The organism is Methylicorpusculum oleiharenae (assembly GCF_009828925.2).
Classification (GTDB): domain Bacteria; phylum Pseudomonadota; class Gammaproteobacteria; order Methylococcales; family Methylomonadaceae; genus Methylicorpusculum; species Methylicorpusculum oleiharenae.
Genome location: NZ_WUTY02000001.1, coordinates 5,126,958 through 5,144,523, shown reverse-complemented (window position 1 = coordinate 5,144,523; position 17,566 = coordinate 5,126,958). Strand labels below are relative to the sequence as shown.

10 protein-coding genes and 1 CRISPR repeat array are annotated in these 17,566 nt (G+C 49.5%); of the genes, 6 read left to right on the top strand and 4 right to left on the bottom strand.

Annotation, left to right across the window (positions count from 1 at the left end; translation table 11 throughout):
* Positions 1 to 236 precede the first annotated feature (236 nt).
* On the top strand, positions 237 to 3,071 hold the full coding sequence (locus GO003_RS22930; RefSeq protein ID WP_159658260.1) for a PAS domain S-box protein: 2,835 nt from the start codon (positions 237 to 239) through the stop codon (positions 3,069 to 3,071).
* Positions 3,072 to 3,101: 30 nt separating this feature from the next.
* Here the strand turns inward: GO003_RS22930 and GO003_RS22925 are convergent, their stop codons facing one another.
* Together GO003_RS22925 and norR are read right to left on the bottom strand one after the other, a co-directional pair.
* Positions 3,102 to 3,983, bottom strand: a complete 882-nt coding sequence (locus GO003_RS22925; RefSeq protein WP_159658261.1) for a LysR substrate-binding domain-containing protein — start codon at positions 3,981 to 3,983, stop codon at positions 3,102 to 3,104.
* A gap of 374 nt (positions 3,984 to 4,357) precedes the next feature.
* The gene (gene norR, locus GO003_RS22920; RefSeq protein ID WP_159658262.1) at positions 4,358 to 5,875 is read right to left on the bottom strand and encodes a nitric oxide reductase transcriptional regulator NorR; all 1,518 of its coding nucleotides are present in this window, start codon (positions 5,873 to 5,875) and stop codon (positions 4,358 to 4,360) included.
* 797 nt (positions 5,876 to 6,672) lie between these two features.
* Here norR and GO003_RS22915 point away from each other — a divergent pair.
* Genes GO003_RS22915 through GO003_RS22900 form a run of 4 tightly spaced genes read left to right on the top strand, consistent with a single transcriptional unit; the run spans position 6,673 to position 11,769 of the window.
* The gene (locus GO003_RS22915) at positions 6,673 to 7,500 is read left to right on the top strand and encodes a hypothetical protein (RefSeq protein WP_159658263.1); all 828 of its coding nucleotides are present in this window, start codon (positions 6,673 to 6,675) and stop codon (positions 7,498 to 7,500) included.
* 53 nt (positions 7,501 to 7,553) lie between these two features.
* Positions 7,554 to 9,134 (top strand): DHA2 family efflux MFS transporter permease subunit, encoded by a 1,581-nt coding sequence (locus GO003_RS22910; RefSeq protein WP_159658264.1) that lies wholly within the window; start codon positions 7,554 to 7,556, stop codon positions 9,132 to 9,134.
* Positions 9,131 to 10,591 carry an efflux transporter outer membrane subunit gene (locus GO003_RS22905; RefSeq protein ID WP_231089162.1) on the top strand — a complete coding sequence of 487 codons (1,461 nt, stop codon included), beginning with the start codon at positions 9,131 to 9,133 and terminating at the stop codon, positions 10,589 to 10,591. Before GO003_RS22910 ends, GO003_RS22905 begins: the two co-directional genes overlap by 4 nt.
* A complete protein-coding gene (locus GO003_RS22900; RefSeq protein WP_159658265.1) occupies positions 10,588 to 11,769 on the top strand; it encodes an HlyD family efflux transporter periplasmic adaptor subunit in 1,182 nt (393 codons plus the stop codon). Before GO003_RS22905 ends, GO003_RS22900 begins: the two co-directional genes overlap by 4 nt.
* A gap of 275 nt (positions 11,770 to 12,044) precedes the next feature.
* Here GO003_RS22900 and GO003_RS22895 read toward each other — a convergent pair whose 3' ends face one another.
* Both GO003_RS22895 and GO003_RS22890 read right to left on the bottom strand, forming a co-directional pair.
* Positions 12,045 to 12,923, bottom strand: a complete 879-nt coding sequence (locus tag GO003_RS22895; RefSeq protein WP_159658266.1) for a phosphate-starvation-inducible PsiE family protein — start codon at positions 12,921 to 12,923, stop codon at positions 12,045 to 12,047.
* Positions 12,924 to 13,868: 945 nt separating this feature from the next.
* Positions 13,869 to 14,336 (bottom strand): phage virion morphogenesis protein, encoded by a 468-nt coding sequence (locus tag GO003_RS22890; protein WP_206444737.1) that lies wholly within the window; start codon positions 14,334 to 14,336, stop codon positions 13,869 to 13,871.
* Positions 14,337 to 14,694: 358 nt separating this feature from the next.
* A CRISPR array of direct repeats spans positions 14,695 to 15,323; the repeat unit is 28 nt; unit sequence TTTCTAAGCTGCCTGTGCGGCAGCGGAC.
* 128 nt (positions 15,324 to 15,451) lie between these two features.
* Here GO003_RS22890 and GO003_RS22885 point away from each other — a divergent pair.
* Positions 15,452 to 17,392 carry an IS1634 family transposase gene (locus GO003_RS22885; RefSeq protein ID WP_231089160.1) on the top strand — a complete coding sequence of 647 codons (1,941 nt, stop codon included), beginning with the start codon at positions 15,452 to 15,454 and terminating at the stop codon, positions 17,390 to 17,392.
* The last annotated feature ends 174 nt before the right edge of the window (positions 17,393 to 17,566 follow it).

Below are 17,566 nucleotides of genomic sequence, written 5' to 3'. Positions count from 1 at the left end.
TGTATGATTCATAAAGCCCGGATACTGGGTCATTACAAAACTAAATCTGCCATGGCGTACACTGACAATGTCCTTTATCCACCCAGTTTGAGGGTTAAACAGTCTTTAAGCTGATAAGGTTAATCAGCAGATGGCCGTGGACTTAGGGATTCCCAAGATATATAAAAAATGTCCTGATGCGAATTCAGGTGATGTGAAAGCCTGCAAATAAGATGGGCTAAACGAGGATAGGTTTTATGAAAAACAGGGGCAGTGACGGAAAATTACGCAGGCAAGCTGAGAGGGAGCTTTTATCGGCCTCAAGACAAACACTCATCGATTCTCAGGATACAATAAAGCTGTTGCATGAGCTGCAAGTCCACCAAATTGAACTGGAAATGCAGAACGACGAACTAATCCGTGCCCATGCTGAAACAGATGCGGCATTGAATCGTTATACCAGTCTCTACGATTTTGCTCCCATTGGTTACTTTACGCTTTCTCCGGACGGTATCATCGTCCGGTTAAACCTGATAGGGGCAGAATTACTGGGTTCCAGCCGCGCATCGCTGGTGGGCAGACGCTTTGCCGACTTCATCAGCAGTGACTCACGCGCAGTCTATACCCGCATGCTGGCATCCGCGTTTACCAGTCACATTTCCGAAACCTGCGATCTGGCTTTAGTGCCTGAGGGCTTGAATCAACGGCGGCCCTATGTTCATATTAAAGCAGTGGTAGATGAATCAGAGGGGATGTGCAATGTCGCTATGGTCGATATCACAGGCAAGAAAATAGCCGAAGATGCGCTGCGGGAAATGGAGCTCAACTACCGGCTAAGAGCCGAGGAACAACTGAGCAAACTTTCGCAGGCCGTTGAGCAGAGTCCGAACAGTATTGTCATCACCGACCTTCACGGCATCATCGAGTATGTCAACAAAGCTTATACTGATGCCACGGGTTACAAAGCTTCCGAGGTGCTGGGTCACAACCTGTTTACAATCCAGTCTGAGCTGACGAACGTAACCACTAGCGAAGAGCTGTGCCGATTTCTGACTAGCGGCAAGGTCTACCGCGGTCAAATAAGCTGTCAACGTAAAAATGGTGAGACCTATTATGAGTTCGCCATTATCTCTCCGGTTCATCAGGCAGACGGAACGATTACCCACTTTCTGGCGATCAAGGAAGATATTACCCAGAAAAAAATGATGGCCGAAGAACTCGACCGGCATCGTCATCATCTGGAAGAGCTGGTTACAATTCGAACTTCCGAACTGGTTGATGCCCGGATTGCAGCCGATGAAGCTAATAGAGCCAAAAGTGTTTTTCTGGCTAATATGAGCCATGAAATCCGAACGCCCATGAATGCCATTATCGGCTTGACCTATTTGCTTAGGCAAAGCCATTTGACTCCTGCGCAGTGCGAACGCATGGATAAGATTGATGCCGCTGCACAGCATTTAATGGCTATCATCAATGCCATACTGGATCTTTCAAAGATCGAAGCAGGCCGGATGGAACTGGAATATGTTGATTTTTCGCTGAATTCGGTAATCGATTACATCAGGTCATCAATTAGCGATCAGGCAAAAGCCAAAGGGCTGACACTCAAGATGGATGTTGATGATCAGCCAATTCGGCTACGCGGTGATCTGACCCGGATAAGACAGGCCATGCTCAACTATGCCGTCAACGCAGTCAAGTTTACAGAATCCGGTTCCATCAGCTTATGCGCAAAGCTTATCAATGAGAACAGCAAAGGCTTATTGGTACGATTTGAAGTCCAGGATACCGGTATAGGCATTGCGAAAGAACATTTGCCGATGCTCTTTGAGATATTTTCTCAAGCGGACTCCTCAACGACCCGCAGATACGGTGGCACAGGTCTGGGGTTGGCAATTACCCGGCGTCTGGCGGAAATGATGGGTGGCGAGGCCGGTACAGAAAGCGCCCTGGGGCAAGGAAGTACCTTTTGGTTTACCGCGAGATTGCAACAGGGTAAAACTTTGACGGCAGCTGAAAAAGTCGAAATGCCGATGGATGCCGAAGCCCAGTTGTCCAGGAATTACGCAGGAGCGCACCTCTTGCTGGCAGAGAATAACGCCATCAACAGAGAAGTAGCTCTGGATTTGTTACATGAAGTGGGAATGTCCGTCGATGTCGCCGAAAATGGCCGCATTGCTTTGGATAAAATCCAGACCAATCGTTACGATCTGGTTCTGATGGATGTACAGATGCCTGAGTTGGATGGCTTGGCCGCGACTCAAAAAATACGTGCTCAATCCTGTTACTCCGATTTGCCTATTCTGGCGATGACTGCCAACGCCTTCGAAGAAGACAGGATGAACTGCCTGTCTGCCGGTATGAATGACTTTATCGCCAAACCGGTTATACCTGAGGCGCTCTACTCGGCACTGTTACGCTGGCTCTCTCCGGAGAAGCGCAGGCAAGTAGCGGCTGAAAGTATGGTTCAGTCAACCGGTCCCTCGCAAGATAAGACTGTGAATGCAGTTTATGAATCTGTTGATAAGGACAATCAGGACTATCCGGATTTATTGAATACTGATAGTCCCGGATCGCTTCATCTACTTACGCTGTTTGCTGACGGGCACAGTCAAGACATGAAGCATGTCTTGACCAGTTTGATACGAGGCGATATCCAGCGAGCGCGCCGATTGACGCACAGTCTAAGCGGAGCGGTAGCGATTTTGGGGGCCAATCGTGTTTTAACATTGGCGGTCAAGCTGAATAGTGTGTTGTGCCAAAACGCCAGGGTAGATGAATGTATCGCGCTGGCCCGCTCATGCGATCACGAATTGACGCAACTGGTTCAAAGGATAAGGGCCTTGCCTGAAGAAAGCGTTCAAAAAGAGAGTTCTGATAATAACATTGATCCTGAATGGGTCAATAAGCAGCTTGCGGAGCTGGAAATGCTGCTGGTTGAAGACAATGTTCGAGCCAGCCGCCTGGTTAATGACTCTGCCGAACTGTTAAAAGAGAGATTGGGAAATGACTATGAGCAATTTGTTGAACGCATGAACGTTTTTGACTACGAATGGGCTTTGGAAAGGTTGAGAAAAATAAAGTCATCCTGAGCCGTATGATTGAATAAAGGGGCCGCAGCGTCACCGGGCCATCGCTTGTTTGATTAACGCACTTAACTGCCGGATAAGCTCAACTCGGACGCTGGTTCGCCGCCAGACCAAACCTATCGTTCTGCTGGGTGCGGGGGCTTCAAAGGGAAGGTAGCGAATCCCCTCATCGTTTCCCTGAATAGCAATGTTCGGCATAAACGTAATGCCGGTTCCGGCTCGCACCATTTGCCTGAGTGTTTCAAGTCCGGTCGCTCTGACATCTTGTTCTTCCTCCGCCCCTATCATTTGGCAGATTTGCAGAGCATGGCCGCGAAGGCAATGGCCTTCATCCAGAAGCAGCAGCGGATGTCCGAGCAAATCCCCATGAGTGACAACGCTTTTGGCCGAAAGAGGATGATCGCCGGAGACCGCCAATAAAAATTCATCTTCAAACAATGCGGCCGTCTCCAAAAAATCTTCGGCTATCGGCAGCGCCAGTAAGGCGACATCCATTTGTCCGTTTTTTAATTGCTGAATGAGTAATTCGGTTTTTTCCTCGACCAGAATCAGCCTGACCCGAGGTAACGCCTGTTTGATCAACGGCACCAGCTGCGGAAAAATATAGGTCGACAGCGTTGGAAAGGCGCCGACACGAAGATTGCCTGCCAAAGGGTCCTGTGCCGTTTCGGCAATTTCTTTGATACTGTCGACCTCTTTTAAAATACGCCGCGCGGAGGCGATGATCTGTTCGCCCAATTCGGTAGGCAGCACTTTTTTGTTGGTGCGCTCAAAAATCTGCACACCCAGAGTTTCTTCCATTTTTTTTATCTGAGTGCTCAGCGTCGGTTGACTGATGCAGCAGCGTTCCGATGCCTGAACAAAGCTGCGCAGGTCAGCGACAGCAATCAAATAATATAAATCCCGTAAATTCATGGCTTGCCTTTAAATGGTATGTATCTATCGATGCTGAAGTTTCCCCGTTTTTGTAGGGGTGTCCAGGCTTGTGAGGGAGCTGTGTTTGCATTAAAAGTTGCCGGAATGGCGCCTCATGTGAACGGTGGTTTATTTAATGGGAACGCAGACCCTATCGATAATTCCTGCAGCCCCAGTGATGAACACAAGTTTACGTCTTAAGGCGCACGCAGTCCGTACGCTATCGATCATAAGCAGGAAAGCGAACATTACCCCCCCAAAAAGCGGCTTATAAGTTAAGCGTATTTTGTAGGAGCGGGCCATGCCCGCGATTGAACCCCTGTTGCGATGGCCTTAACTTCTGCATACAGGCTCTCGTTTTTTTCAAAAAGCGGTTATTTCATCCCCAAACGTTTGACCAAGCGGTGCAGGTTTCCTCGGTCCGTGCCCAGGCTGCGTGCTGTTTTGGCCCAGTTTTCACCCGAATCAGTAAAGGTTTTACTGATCATTTGCCGCTGAAAATCGTCCACCGCCTGAGTCAGTGATTTACCGTTCAAGCCGCTGTTATCATCGGCTATTGCCTTATTAAGTTCTGCGCCGATATCCAGATCGGAGGGTTGTAACACCAACGATCGGCCTCTTAGCGCCGAGGCGCGCAAAACCGCTCTTAACATGACATATTCGAGTTCTCTTACATTACCGGGCCAGGAGTAGTTTTCCAGCGTTTTGAGCGTGTCATTACTTAAATCAATTCGTTCCAGACCCAGGCGCGCTCTGGCCTGATTCAGGAAAAACCGGCTGAGTACCGCAATATCAATGATGCGTTCACGCAAAGGCGCTACATGCAGCGGATAAACACTGAGCCTATGATAAAGATCGGCCCTGAACCGGCCCTCTTTGACCTCTTCAGCTAATAAGCGATTGGTTGCGGCAATGATTCTGACATCAGCTCTATGGCTTTTATCGGAACCCACCCTCTGTATTTCGCCAAATTGCACCACGCGCAACAATTTAGCCTGAATGGCCAGCGGTAATTCGCCGACTTCATCCAGGAACAGTGTGCCGCCGTTGGCCAATTCAAACTTGCCTGCGCGATCACTGGTTGCGCCGCTGAAAGCGCCTTTGACATGTCCGAATAATTCACTCTCGGCCAACGAATCGGGTAGTGCCGCGCAATTTAGATAAACAAGTGGTTGATCGACTCTTTTCGAGCGTGCATGAATGATGCGGGCGATCACCTCTTTTCCGACGCCGGTTTCACCCAAAAGAAGAACGGTCAGATCTGAACCGGAGACAATATCGATTTCGCGGCTCAAAGTCTGCATCGCAAGGCTTTCCCCCAAGGTTTGGCTACTGCGCTGAAGATTCTCATTCACCAGTTCGTTGGCAACCAGTTCGCGGTGTTTCGCCAGCACTTCGAGTTGGGTGATATAGGTTTCATAACGCAGTGAAACCGTTGCCAGCGCAGCAAAAATCCGGAAAACGCTGTCGTCGATATGATCAAAGGCGCCCGGTTCCAGGGCATCTGCCGAAAGTACGCCAAACAGCGTGTTTTCATTGTAAAGAGCAATCCCTACGCAGGCATGAACACCTAATGTGCCCTGAACGTCTCCGCTTAGCAGGCCGTCATAAGGGTCGGGTCTGGGGTCGTTAGCTGTAAATCTGACCGGCACCCGTGATTGCATGATGGCAGCCAGGCGCGGATGACCCTCGGGTGGAAAATTCAGTTCCAGCACTCTTGGAACAAGACCCAACGTGGCAACCGGTATCAGGACGCCGTCCTGAAAACGTAGTAATGCGCAGGCATGATTACCGGTAATTCTGGCAAAAATACTCAAGAACTCGGTGTAGCGATCATTCATCGAAAGATTGGCCGTTAAGCTCAGTACGACTTCTCGAATGGCTTCATCCACAGTTGTTTCTCTCTGTTTTAGATTAGAGTTGTTGTCATTTTGACAATCATGATGTCAATAAGACGAGCTGTTGTCCAGTCCTGTTTGATATTCATTATTTTTCCTGATTAGCGAGATGGTTCAGCTAAATCCATAAGCCCGTCATGCCCTTCTGAAAACGGGCATCCAGTGCCATGGATGGTAAGCTTCGAGCTATCCATGTGACCTGGATTCCGGCAATCCCTGCCGGAATGACGCGCTCGAATACAGATAAAGAGTTAGAGCTGAATCCAAGAGGTTTTTTTAAACGCTTAGACCAGGAAGCGGTAAGAGCTCGTTGTTAAATAGATAACAAAAATAAGGCGTATCAAGATGAGTCGCTATAAATCAATGGGATATAAATTGGCTTGAAATTTGCTAAGTTCAATTAAAGTATTGAATCAATACCTTAATTGAAGCCTTGCGTCTTATTCCTCAGAAACTGCCGGGCTTGAAAAGCATTACTAATTTTTAATGCTATGGCTTTGAAATGTTGGATTGACTATCGCCTTCCGCAACCTACGCGGTGCATCCTCTTTTTTTGTTGCTCCGTTGAATAGTAGGTTGGGTTGCCTGCTTTTTGCAATCCAACAATTATCGCCATGGCCTTGAATTGTTGGCCTTTTAACCAAGTTGTATCGGAGCAATGTATGTGGTCTAAACACTTAATCATAAAAAGATCCATTGGAATGCGTCTCCAGAATCCCTTTCAACCGCAGGCCAGGTTTTTGAGGGCTCATTGTCAGGCATGGCTATTGCCTTTGTTGCTTGGCGGCTGCATGGCTCCTTCGATTCAACCTTCGGTTCAGCAACTGGCTCATATACAGAACATTCTGGTTATCCCCGTCGAAGCGCCGCCTCTACAGATTATTCCCGATCCTATAGAAGAACGATTGCCTGTTTATCGGCATGAACAAAACATGACCATCTCTGTGCCTATGCACGAGGCAATTTATAAAAATCCGGGTAATGTGCTTATAGCCGGGCATGTCAGCGAGGATGATATCGTCGTCGAACTGGACGAACAAGCGCACGCATCGACTCGTTTAGAACCTCGTGCGGCTCTAGGCGATCAGTGGATGCCCACGTCGATTTTGGCTGAGGCTATGGTTTCAGAGTTGAGGGCATTAAATATCAATGCGCGTCTCAGTCAACACTATTTCCGCTTGCCGGTGCCAGGCTATGGTCATGATGCCTACCTGTTCCATTGGCATACTGCGGTATCCGATTGGTATGCGCAGGACTCGTCTCAGCTTGATTATCGTCAAGTAGCGAACGACTCCGGTATTGATGCCGTCCTTGAAATCGGCCTCGGCACTTACCGGATTTTTGAAGGTCAGGTGTCGCTGCAAGTGCTGGTCAGGCTGATTGATCCTCATGACAATCGGTTACTTGCCAGAACGCAAAAAGCCGATTTTCGGGTTGCCGGATCAGCGCAGGCCTTACTCGAAAATGACAGTCATAAATTCAAACAAGTCATCAATGTCATCGGAAATCGGCTGATCAGGCAGGTGTTGTCCCGGATTGGCTTTTCGAGCAAGCTCAAAAGTGCTGGGGAATCTTCCCATTCGACTTTTGTCCTGCACTCGGCTAAGCGTTCCTCATGAGCCTGAATAGCGCTGTTGATAGCGTCTACTTTGTTGGCAAGCCGGACTGAGCCATGGCGTTTATTTATACCAAGCGTCTACGCGGCTGGCGTCTTTGCCTGTTTAACGGATGTTTGGGCATCAGCCATGCACTCGTTATTTTTAATGCCGGGGCTTATATAGCGATGTTGCCACGAGTAGCCGGCGGCTTGGGAATTCCGCTCAGTTTTGCGACCTGGACGCAAACCGATTATATGATAGGGATGGCACTTGCGTTTCCCGTCGGTGTCTGGTTATCCCATCGTATCGGAGAATACCGGCCCTTTATCGCGGCATTCGTTCTTTTTGCCTTGGCATCATTGCTCTGCGCCTGCAGTACTTCTTATTACGGCTATTTGGCCGGTCGGATTTTACTGGGGTTCTCCGGTGGAATAACGTTGCCTATGGGACAGGCTATGGTTTTGAAGGAGTTTCCGGATAAGCGCAAATCCATAGGCATAGGCATTTGGAGCCTGTTTACCCTCACGCCTTTCACCTTGGGCCCGCCGATAGGCGGATGGATTGCCGATGTGTTGGGCTGGCGCTGGCTGTTTTGGCTCAATATTCCGATTGCACTGGCCCTTTCCGGCATTATCGGCGCATTGCTGTATCAGCGCGGTTTCAAACGAATCCGCCGACGTTTTGATCTGACCGGATTTATTTTACTGAGCATCGCGCTGTTCAGTTTTCAAACGCTGTTAAATCAAGGCAACGATTGGGGCTGGACCCGGTCAGCCACTATCAACGGTTTGGCCGTTGTGATCATTGTCAGCGGCATCACCTGGGTTATCTGGGAACTGAGCATCAGGCAACCCTTTCTGGATATCCGCCTTTTTAAACATCGTAACTTCGCTATCGGCGCACTGACCTTGTTTGTGGGCTTTCTGTGTTTTCAAGGTTTGTTATCCATGTTGATTGTCCAGCTTCAGGTCTCAATGGGGTATTCCTCGTTGTTGGCGGGTCTGGTGTTTTTGCCCATGGCCATATTTGCAAAACCCATTTCCGGCATTTTTCATGAAATCACCCCACGCTTTGATGCCCGGTTGTTGGCATCGCTCAATCTGGTAAGCTTTGCCGCAGTCTACTTTTGGCTTGGCCGTTTTGATGACACCGATTCGTATGAACAACTCGTCTGGCCGATGTTGCTGGAAGGCGTGTGTCTGGGCAGTTTTTTTGTGCCTCTGACAGCACTGATGCTACACGGGCTATCACCGGAACGCCAGTGGCGGGCGGTTGAGCTGGCGTCACTGATGCGCATCGCCGGTGGTGCCTTCGGTATCACCTTACAGGGTATTGTGCTGTATCAACGTACACCGTTTCATCTGACTCGAATCGCTGAAACCCATCATCCGCTTAATACTGCGTATGACCGGGCAATCGCCCCCTTGCTTCAGGCCGGGTTGTCTGAATCTCAGGCATGGATCAAAGTGTTTCAGTTGGACGCACGCGCATCGGCAATTTCAGCGATTAATGATGCCTTTTGGCTGGCCGCCTGTGTCTTTTGCGGGTTGGCAGTACTGGTTTGGTTTGCCAATCCGACCCGACAGCGCAGACCGGTGACTGATGAACAACTGATCAGACGAGAAGCTCAGGAAACATTGGCGGAGGACCTGTGAAAACAGTTAAAGACCGCCTTGGTTTATCTGACATGACACTGCCTGCTGTTATCTTATCCTTAGTGATGACAGGTTGCGGCTGGTTTCCCAAAGAAACTCAACGCGCGTTCATTATCAGCATGCCTGCCGTTGAAAAAACCGTATCAAACGCCCGCCAAACGTTGCCGGTCACCGACGGCTGGCCCATTCAGGCCTGGTGGCATGTATTTAACAGTCCTGTTTTACCAAAGCTGATTGAAACGGCCTTATCTGAAAATCCCGATCTTAAAGTTGTATCGCAGCGCCTGCAACAGGCTCAGGCTATGGTCGATAACCAGGCCGCTGAGCAGTACCCCACACTTCACGCCAATGTGCGATTCAGTGCAGAGCGGTATTCAGCCAACAGTACGCAGGTCAAATTTGCCGGTGAACATTTCCGGCAATTGTTGATTAATCCTCTGGTATTACGTTATCACCTGGACTTTTGGGGACGTGATAAAGCCGCTCTGGAAGCTGCTGTTGGCCGGGCTTTGGCCGCTGATGCCGAATTGGCAGACGCCGGATTACTGTTGTCGGTTGCCGTTGCGGAAAGCTATTTTGACCTGACGGCCGCAGTCAAAAAACTGACCATTGCCGCCGATCTTGTCAAAGCCAAAGAAGACTTGCTGAAACTGCAATCGGTGCGCTTTAACTACGGCCTGGCTGCAGCAGCATCGCCGCTAAACGCAACTGTGGACGTGAATCAGGCTAAAGCACTTGAAGCCGTTGTTCGCACCGAAGTGGACTTTCATAAGCATCGCCTGGCTGCACTGGCAGGAAAAGGCCCGGATTGGGGGCAAAGTTTGACCGTGGACCGAATAACATTTCCTGAAAAACTGCAGTTGCCGGCAGATTTGCCGCTGAATTTGCTGGCCCGCAGACCTGATCTGACGGCCGCACGGCTTCATGCGCAAGCGGCTGACGAAGATATCAAAGTAGCCGAAGCGGCGTTTTATCCGGATATAAATCTGATCGCCTTTACCGGCCTGCACAGCGTCAGTCTGACGGATGTGCTGCTGCAAGGATCAAGCCTGGCTTATGCTGTTGGGCCTTCCATAGAATTTCCAATTTTTGAGGGCGGCCGCTTACGTGCCCGTTTGCGTTATCAGCAGTCTGGTTACGATGCCGCGGTAGAGCGCTATAACGCCAGTCTGCTTGGGGCTGTTCAAGAAGTGGCCGATGCGTTGACCTTCTGGCAAGGAACCGAAGCGCGTCTGGCTGCACAAAGGCAAACCCTGTCAGCAGTTACCGGCACCGAACAACTCGCACAGGTTCTTAATCGCACTGGGCTGAGCGCCGATCTCGATGTGCTTCTGGCCGGCATTCGTCTAAACGAGGCCAGTTTTGAACTGACAACATTGGAGAATGAACAGTTTAAAGCGGCGGTTCGTCTGATCAAAGCATTGGGCGGCGGCTATCAAGGAACCAACACACCATGAGCAGCGTTACGCATCACAAAATTCGGCCTAGAGACATTATTCGCAAGCGCAATCAAAGGCTCAAAGCGGTTCTGCTGACGATACTGATACTTGGTTTGTCGGCATTTGGGTACAGCTGGTATCAGCACCGAAACTGGGTCAGCACCGATGATGCTTTTGTTGCCGGTCACCTGATCACCGTCAAAGCCCAGACTGAAGGAAGCATTGTCGAAATACTTGCGGAAAATACGCAGACGGTAAAAGCCGGTGATGTATTGGTCAGACTGGACGGTACCCATGCAAAAATCGCCCTGGAGGAAGCGGAGGCCGAATTGGCGAAAACGATTCGAGATATCGTCAGCTTAACCGCTCAGGTTGACACGCTTGATCAACGGATAGCCTTAAGAAAAGCAAGTCTTGACACAGTGAGCCACGATCTAAAACGCTTCATGGCAGCCGCGCAGGAAGGGGCTGTTTCAGAACAAGACGTTCAGCATGCCAAAGACCGGATGCGGGAACTGGAAGCCTCGATCCGTGAAACAAAAGCAGAAAAGAACAGCGTGCTCGCTCAGATTTCCGGCACGACTTTGGCCCGGCATCCGGCCGTTGAAAAAGCGAAAAGCCGCATAAAAATGTCATATCTGGATTACCAGCGCCGACACATACTCGCGCCGGTTTCGGGCGTTATTGCCAATCGCCGCGCGCATGCCGGTGATAATGTAAAACCAGGGTCGTCATTATTAGTGATCGTGCCCTTGGAGAATGTCTGGGTGGAAGCCAATTTTCTGGAAACTCAAATTGCTGAAATTCAACCGGGCCAAACGGCAGAAATAAAAGTCGATGCCTACGGCAGTGAACAGCTCTATCACGGCAAGGTCGCCGGACTCAGTCCCGGGACAGGCAGTGTGTTTGCCGTATTGCCCACTAATAATGCGACGGGTAATTTTATCCATATCGCCGAACGCGTGCCGGTGCGTATCAGTCTTGATCCTGAAGAATTAAAGGCAAAACCTTTGCTGCCGGGCTTGTCCACGCAGACTCGCATTCAGATCAGTGAGGCAGGTGAGGGAGTATTGTCGTCATCGGTAAAAGTTGAAGATAAGGCCTATCAGACAGCGATTTATGATAAGGAACTGGACGGCATTGAACAACGCATCCAAAAAATCATCGATCAAAATTCAAACCGGCAGCACGATTGATCCATGAAAAACACGCCAGTGCTTTGTTCGGTTGCGAACAAGCAGCCGAGACATCTAAAGCCATCTTGCGCCCATTTGTTCCAGATGATTACGTTTTAAGTAAAACGCGACGCTCAGGATATCGCTACAAATAAATTCCCCCTTTGAAAAAGGGGGGTCGAGGGGGATTTATTAAAAACTCTCCCCCAGCCTCTCGTTTTCAAAGAGGGGGATAATCGAACGGTTCGACACAATCCTAATTCCGGGAAGTCATTTATGACGGAATCCTTAAGCTGCTAACTTTCTGAATTGACTTTAAATTCTCGCTCAAGCAGCCAATAGCAGCTGCCAAGTGCGGCTACCAATATACCGGTGCCTATTACATGAAGCGCAGAGACTTCGGTGAAATCGAATACGATAATTTTACGTGCAACCGCCATCAGTGCAGTTGCTACGACCATCTTTACCGGTATGACATCGTTTCTGATGTACAAGGTAATGTTGATGAATATCTCGACAGCGATCAAAACGATCATGAAGGCGCCGAATACATGCAGGATTTCGGATTTACCCAACGTCATGATGGATTCGTTCAGTATTTCCTTGTACATGATAATGACCACATCAACCACGCACCAGATGACCGTGAGCATCATCAAAAAAGCCAAGGCTTTAACAGCCAAGCGAATCATCACATGAAGAAATAAAATAAATTTGTCTTCCTCATTCAGAGATAACTCATCATGACTATTTTTCTCTTTTCTTTCGTTGCGAAAATAAAGAGTCAATTTATTGATTAAGTCGACCTTGTCAGGGCTTAGATCACCACTCAAATCGGTTTTATAGAACTTATTAAGCCCCGGTATAAAAAGCAGTTCATCCTTGGACACTTTTTTAAAGCCCATTGTCCATTCAACGTATTCGCGTTCAACAATGTTTTTTTTCTCGACGATGTGAATGTCTTTGTGCCGTGAATCTTTTCTGATATCCGCAGTTAATGCCTCTATGACTTTTTCATCGCCTTCCAACACCTGTATGAAATTTTTACCGGTGTAAAGAAGCATGCCGGTAACACCAAGGACGGCATTATTGAGTCGGGCAGTAGTTAGGATATCCATAAGATCATCCTTTATCATGGGTCGGGTTTGGGTGCTAAGGTATGTTAATTGGATCATGAGCAAATGCCTGTAGGGTAATTATTATCGTGGTATGGGGTTCATATCTGTGAAAAGGAGAGGGTTGAAGGTGAACTAAAACCATGATTTTTTATGGATGAACACGATAAATATTAAACATAAAGGGTTCGGTTGAACTGCCCAGAATGCCATTCTTTATAGAGCGAGCGAAGGTTGGCGTGGCAGAAATTTTCAAAATTATGAGAAAAAGGGGAAGTATTCTTTGCAAGGATGTAGGCTGCATGGCGGATTTTTATTCCTGACCAACTTTGCAGTTCCAGTATCCCTGTCCGCTAAGATCCCGAACGAGGCCCTATAGTGTCGGCAATTACGAAGCCGCATAGGGGGCGTATCAAGATGTAAGCAACGGTTAAATCGGTAACTGATCATAGCCATGATTGCACCTTTGTAAATTAACCATCAGTATGCGCTTTCCAGTCAGGAAATATCGGCTAATCTGGCTTGAGCTAAAGCCGCTTGCTAATCAGGAAATATATTGCACATCGGCTCCGGCGTATCAAAGCTGCCTGTGCGGCAGGGAACTGGTGTTGGGGCAAAACATTAGTTTAGATGCTGAAGGTTCATCCCCGCGGATGCGGGGAACGCCCGCTCGTCGTGCAGGTTGATTCGATAGAAGGGAGGGGGTAGAAACCGGATGAATAACAACACATAAATTCGCCCGGAAACCCACTTAATTCGCAGGAATCAGGCTAAATCATAAAATTCTTGAATTCCGGACAGTTTTGGCATGAAAGCGGGTAATTATGCCTATTAATATTGGAAAATTAGCCTCTACAAATGCGGAATAAATACCTATTTAACGCCGTTTATTCGATCATCGGACGCGGTTTTAATCCACCGTCACGTTTTCAACTAACAATTTATCGCTATCCGGAAAGCCGATCAGCTCCCGCTTGGGTAATCCTGGATGATTCACCCGCTTCCTTACAATGCCGGCAAAAGACAATGCTTTTTTCCTTTTGGTCCAAACGAATAAGGATCGGTGCCGCCATGATGCCATCCATCTAACTTAGCTTCACGGTTACCCCAAAAACCCAAAATCAACGTATCGCCTTCAATCTGATGATTAAAGTCAGCCAGCATACGACCGGTATCCCTCAAAACTCCACCCCGTTTCGACCGCACTTTTCTAGCCGTTTCGATGCATAATGACTTGGATTTTCTGAACGATTCATCCTGATTTTTCCAAACCGCACTACCCAAAGTGAGTGGCGATAAAGGCTTCCAGTCCTTACCTTCCGGATCAACACCCTGAGCATGTCGCCGCCGATTAACCCGCAATAACTCATTCCCTATGCCGCCCAGCATTTCATCCGGCGAGGCAATCTCACGCCTGGCCGCTTCTAAAATTCTATCCAAATGGCTGGATTCGAATTCGATATCAAATTGCATAATCTTTACCCTTATATATGATAAGTATGTGGCGATAGGAGACTGGCCGACTGTACGGCAGACCCAACCAAAACCACAGAACGGCCTTGCAGAGCAGGCCGTTCACTATTTTTTGAACAACAATCAGCCTAAACGTTGTTTATCGAAATACTTTAACCGTTGTTTTTGTGATAACGGCTTAGACCTCATCATGGTTGGCCCTGCCCATCCTGTTCGTCCTCACTCAAACGCGCCAATGGCATACTCGTTAGTGCCATCGATTTCAAACGAACGCAGATAACGTCGTTTCAACCACCAACGTCTAGGTGTATCTGGATTATTTGCAGCCCATGAGCCAACTTCATCCCAATGACACCAAACCCTGAGCTGCCTGTGCGGCAGCGGACTCCAACGTCGCTTCAAACTTTTTGTTCGGAATTTTCTAAGCTGCCTGTGCGGCAGCGGACAAACACAGCCGCCACGGCATGACCCGTTACGCTTTTTAAGCTGCCTGTGCGGCAGCGGACGCCCAGCCACCAACTCAACGCCACCACGCCCTTTTTCTAAGCTGCCTGTGCGGCAGCGGACGAATATTGATATCAAGTTAGATCGTGCTTTAATTTCTAAGCTGCCTGTGCGGCAGCGGACTTAGTGTGGATGGTAAGGCCGGACACGCAGAATTTCTAAGCTGCCTGTGCGGCAGCGGACAAAGAGTTGATTAGAGGTTAATGCCGTAGAACTTTCTAAGCTGCCTGTGCGGCAGCGGACGGTTAAAGCGTCAAAGCCGATCTTAGCTTGTTTTTCTAAGCTGCCTGTGCGGCAGCGGACCATCCGGGTGATGCGTTCGCCTATGGCTGCCATTTCTAAGCTGCCTGTGCGGCAGCGGACTTGCTCAAATGTGCTGAGTTTGCCTTGCATTTTTTCTAAGCTGCCTGTGCGGCAGCGGACCAGGGTTGGGTGCCAAGCACGGTATCGTTCTATTTCTAAGCTGCCTGTGCGGCAGCGGACATTGGCTTGCGTACCGTTAGCCTAACTTCGTCACTCAAACCTCTCTAAGTCATTGATATTTTGATTTCTGGCGATTTTTTGAAAAAAAGTCCTTTAAAATCAATGGCCAATTTTGTCAATCTAATGTAGTGCCATTATTTTTTGCGCATGATGTTGATTTTCTGCACCGGTTGCCGCACGCTATCGGCATGTATATTCGAAAAACCAAAACAAAAACCCTGGATGATGGCGAAGCCTACTTTACCTACCGACTGGTTGAATCGGTGCGTGAAGGGCAGCAGGTCAAACAGCGTACCCTGCTGAATCTCGGCAAAGACTTTGCGATTGAGCCTCAGCATTGGCCGTTGTTGACGGCCCGAATTGAACAACTGCTACAAGACGCGCAAGCGCAGCAAGTCGAAGTGTTTACCCTGGCGGATGAGATCGGCGTATTACTGGAAACCGCTGCCCAACGATACAGCCGTTTAATCGTACATAAACTGGCGCAGCCGCTTGAGCCTCCGGCGGCGGATTATCAACGCGTGGACATCAACCGCGTGGATGCAGTTGAAAGCCGCAGTATCGGCACGGAAACCTTGGCCTTGCATGCGGTCGATCAATTGCAAGTGGAGCAGAAGCTGACCGCGCAGGGGTTTAATGGTGTCGATCGTGCAGCCGTCTTGGGCAGCATAATCGGCCGCATGGTGTCACCGGGCAGCGAATCACACACGCATCAGTGGTTACAGTCTTGCAGCGCGCTGGGGGAGTTACTGGATCACGACTTTGGCAGCACCAGCCTGACCCGGTTGTACAAGGTAAGCGACCAACTGCTCAAGCACCAGAGCGCATTGGAAGGCTTTTTGGCGGATCAGGAGCAAACACTGTTTGATCTGAACCGGTGTATCGTTCTGTACGATTTGACCAACACCTACTTCGAAGGCCAGTGCGCCGGCAATCCGAAAGCCCAGTTTGGGCGTTCCAAAGAAAAACGCAGTGATTGCCCCTTGGTGACACTGGGCTTGGTGCTGGATGGCGATGGCTTTCCGCTCGGTAGCCAAGTCTTTCCTGGCAATGCCAGCGAACCGGCCACCCTGAAAACCCTGCTGGAAGGCCTGCAAGGCAAAAACCCGTTAGCGACGCCTAAGCCCGTCATTATCCTGGATGCCGGCATTGCCAGTGCCGACAATATCGCCTGGTTAGTCAAGCACGCTTATCGCTATATCGTGGTCAGCCGTGAGCGTCAGGTTAAAGACCCGCGCGAACAGGACAGCGCGCTGTTGATTCGCGACACAGGCCGTAGCCAGGTCCGGGTTTACAGGGACCTCGATGCGGACAGCGGCGAAATCCGCCTCTATTGCTACTCCGAACAGAAGGCCAAAAAGGAGCACGCCATCCGCAACCGCTTCCATGAACGCCTGGAAGCCGCACTGACTCAATTGCAAGCCGGCTTGAGTCAAAAAGGCACGGTGAAAAACTATGTCAAAATCCTGGAACGCATCGGCCGCCTACGCGAAAAAAACAGCCGCGTGGCCCAAGACTATCAGATTGACGTGACTCCGGACGCCGCGCACAAAAACGCCGTTGCCATCGCCTGGCAGCGTCAAGCACCTAGCGCTGAAAAAGACCGCCAATGCGGGGTGTATTGTCTGCGCAGCAACATGCCGAACTGGTCGGAAGAACAGTTGTGGACCACCTACGTCATGCTCACCGAGATCGAAGCCACCTTTAGAAGCCTGAAAACCGAGCTGGGCTTGCGCCCCGTGTATCACCAGAAAGAAGACCGCGTCACCGGGCACCTCTTCATTACCCTACTGGCCTATCACTTGGTGCACACCCTGCGCCATCAATTAAAGCTTAAGGGCATCCATTTGAGCTGGGACCGCATTCGCACCCTAATGGCCACTCAACAACGGGTCACGCTCATTTTGCCCACCGACGAACAGACCCTCATCTATCTGCGCACCACGACACGCGCCGAAGTTCAGCAACAAGAAATCTACGCCGCATTAGGCATCAAAGCCGATCCGCTAGGCAAACGTAAAACCAGCGTGAGCTGCAAAAAATCCGTAGTGCCAACCGACAGCGGATAAAATTTTTAACTGATTGAAATAGCAGGAAATTGCGTTTTTAGGTGACGAAGTTAGGTTAGCGCCAGTCAGTGTTTCTAAGCTGCCTGTGCGGCAGCGGACTTAGGGTTGTTCCGGCTGTTTTTGTTGTTCATTTTCTAAGCTGCCTGTGCGGCAGCGGACGGTGTCCGTGCTCTT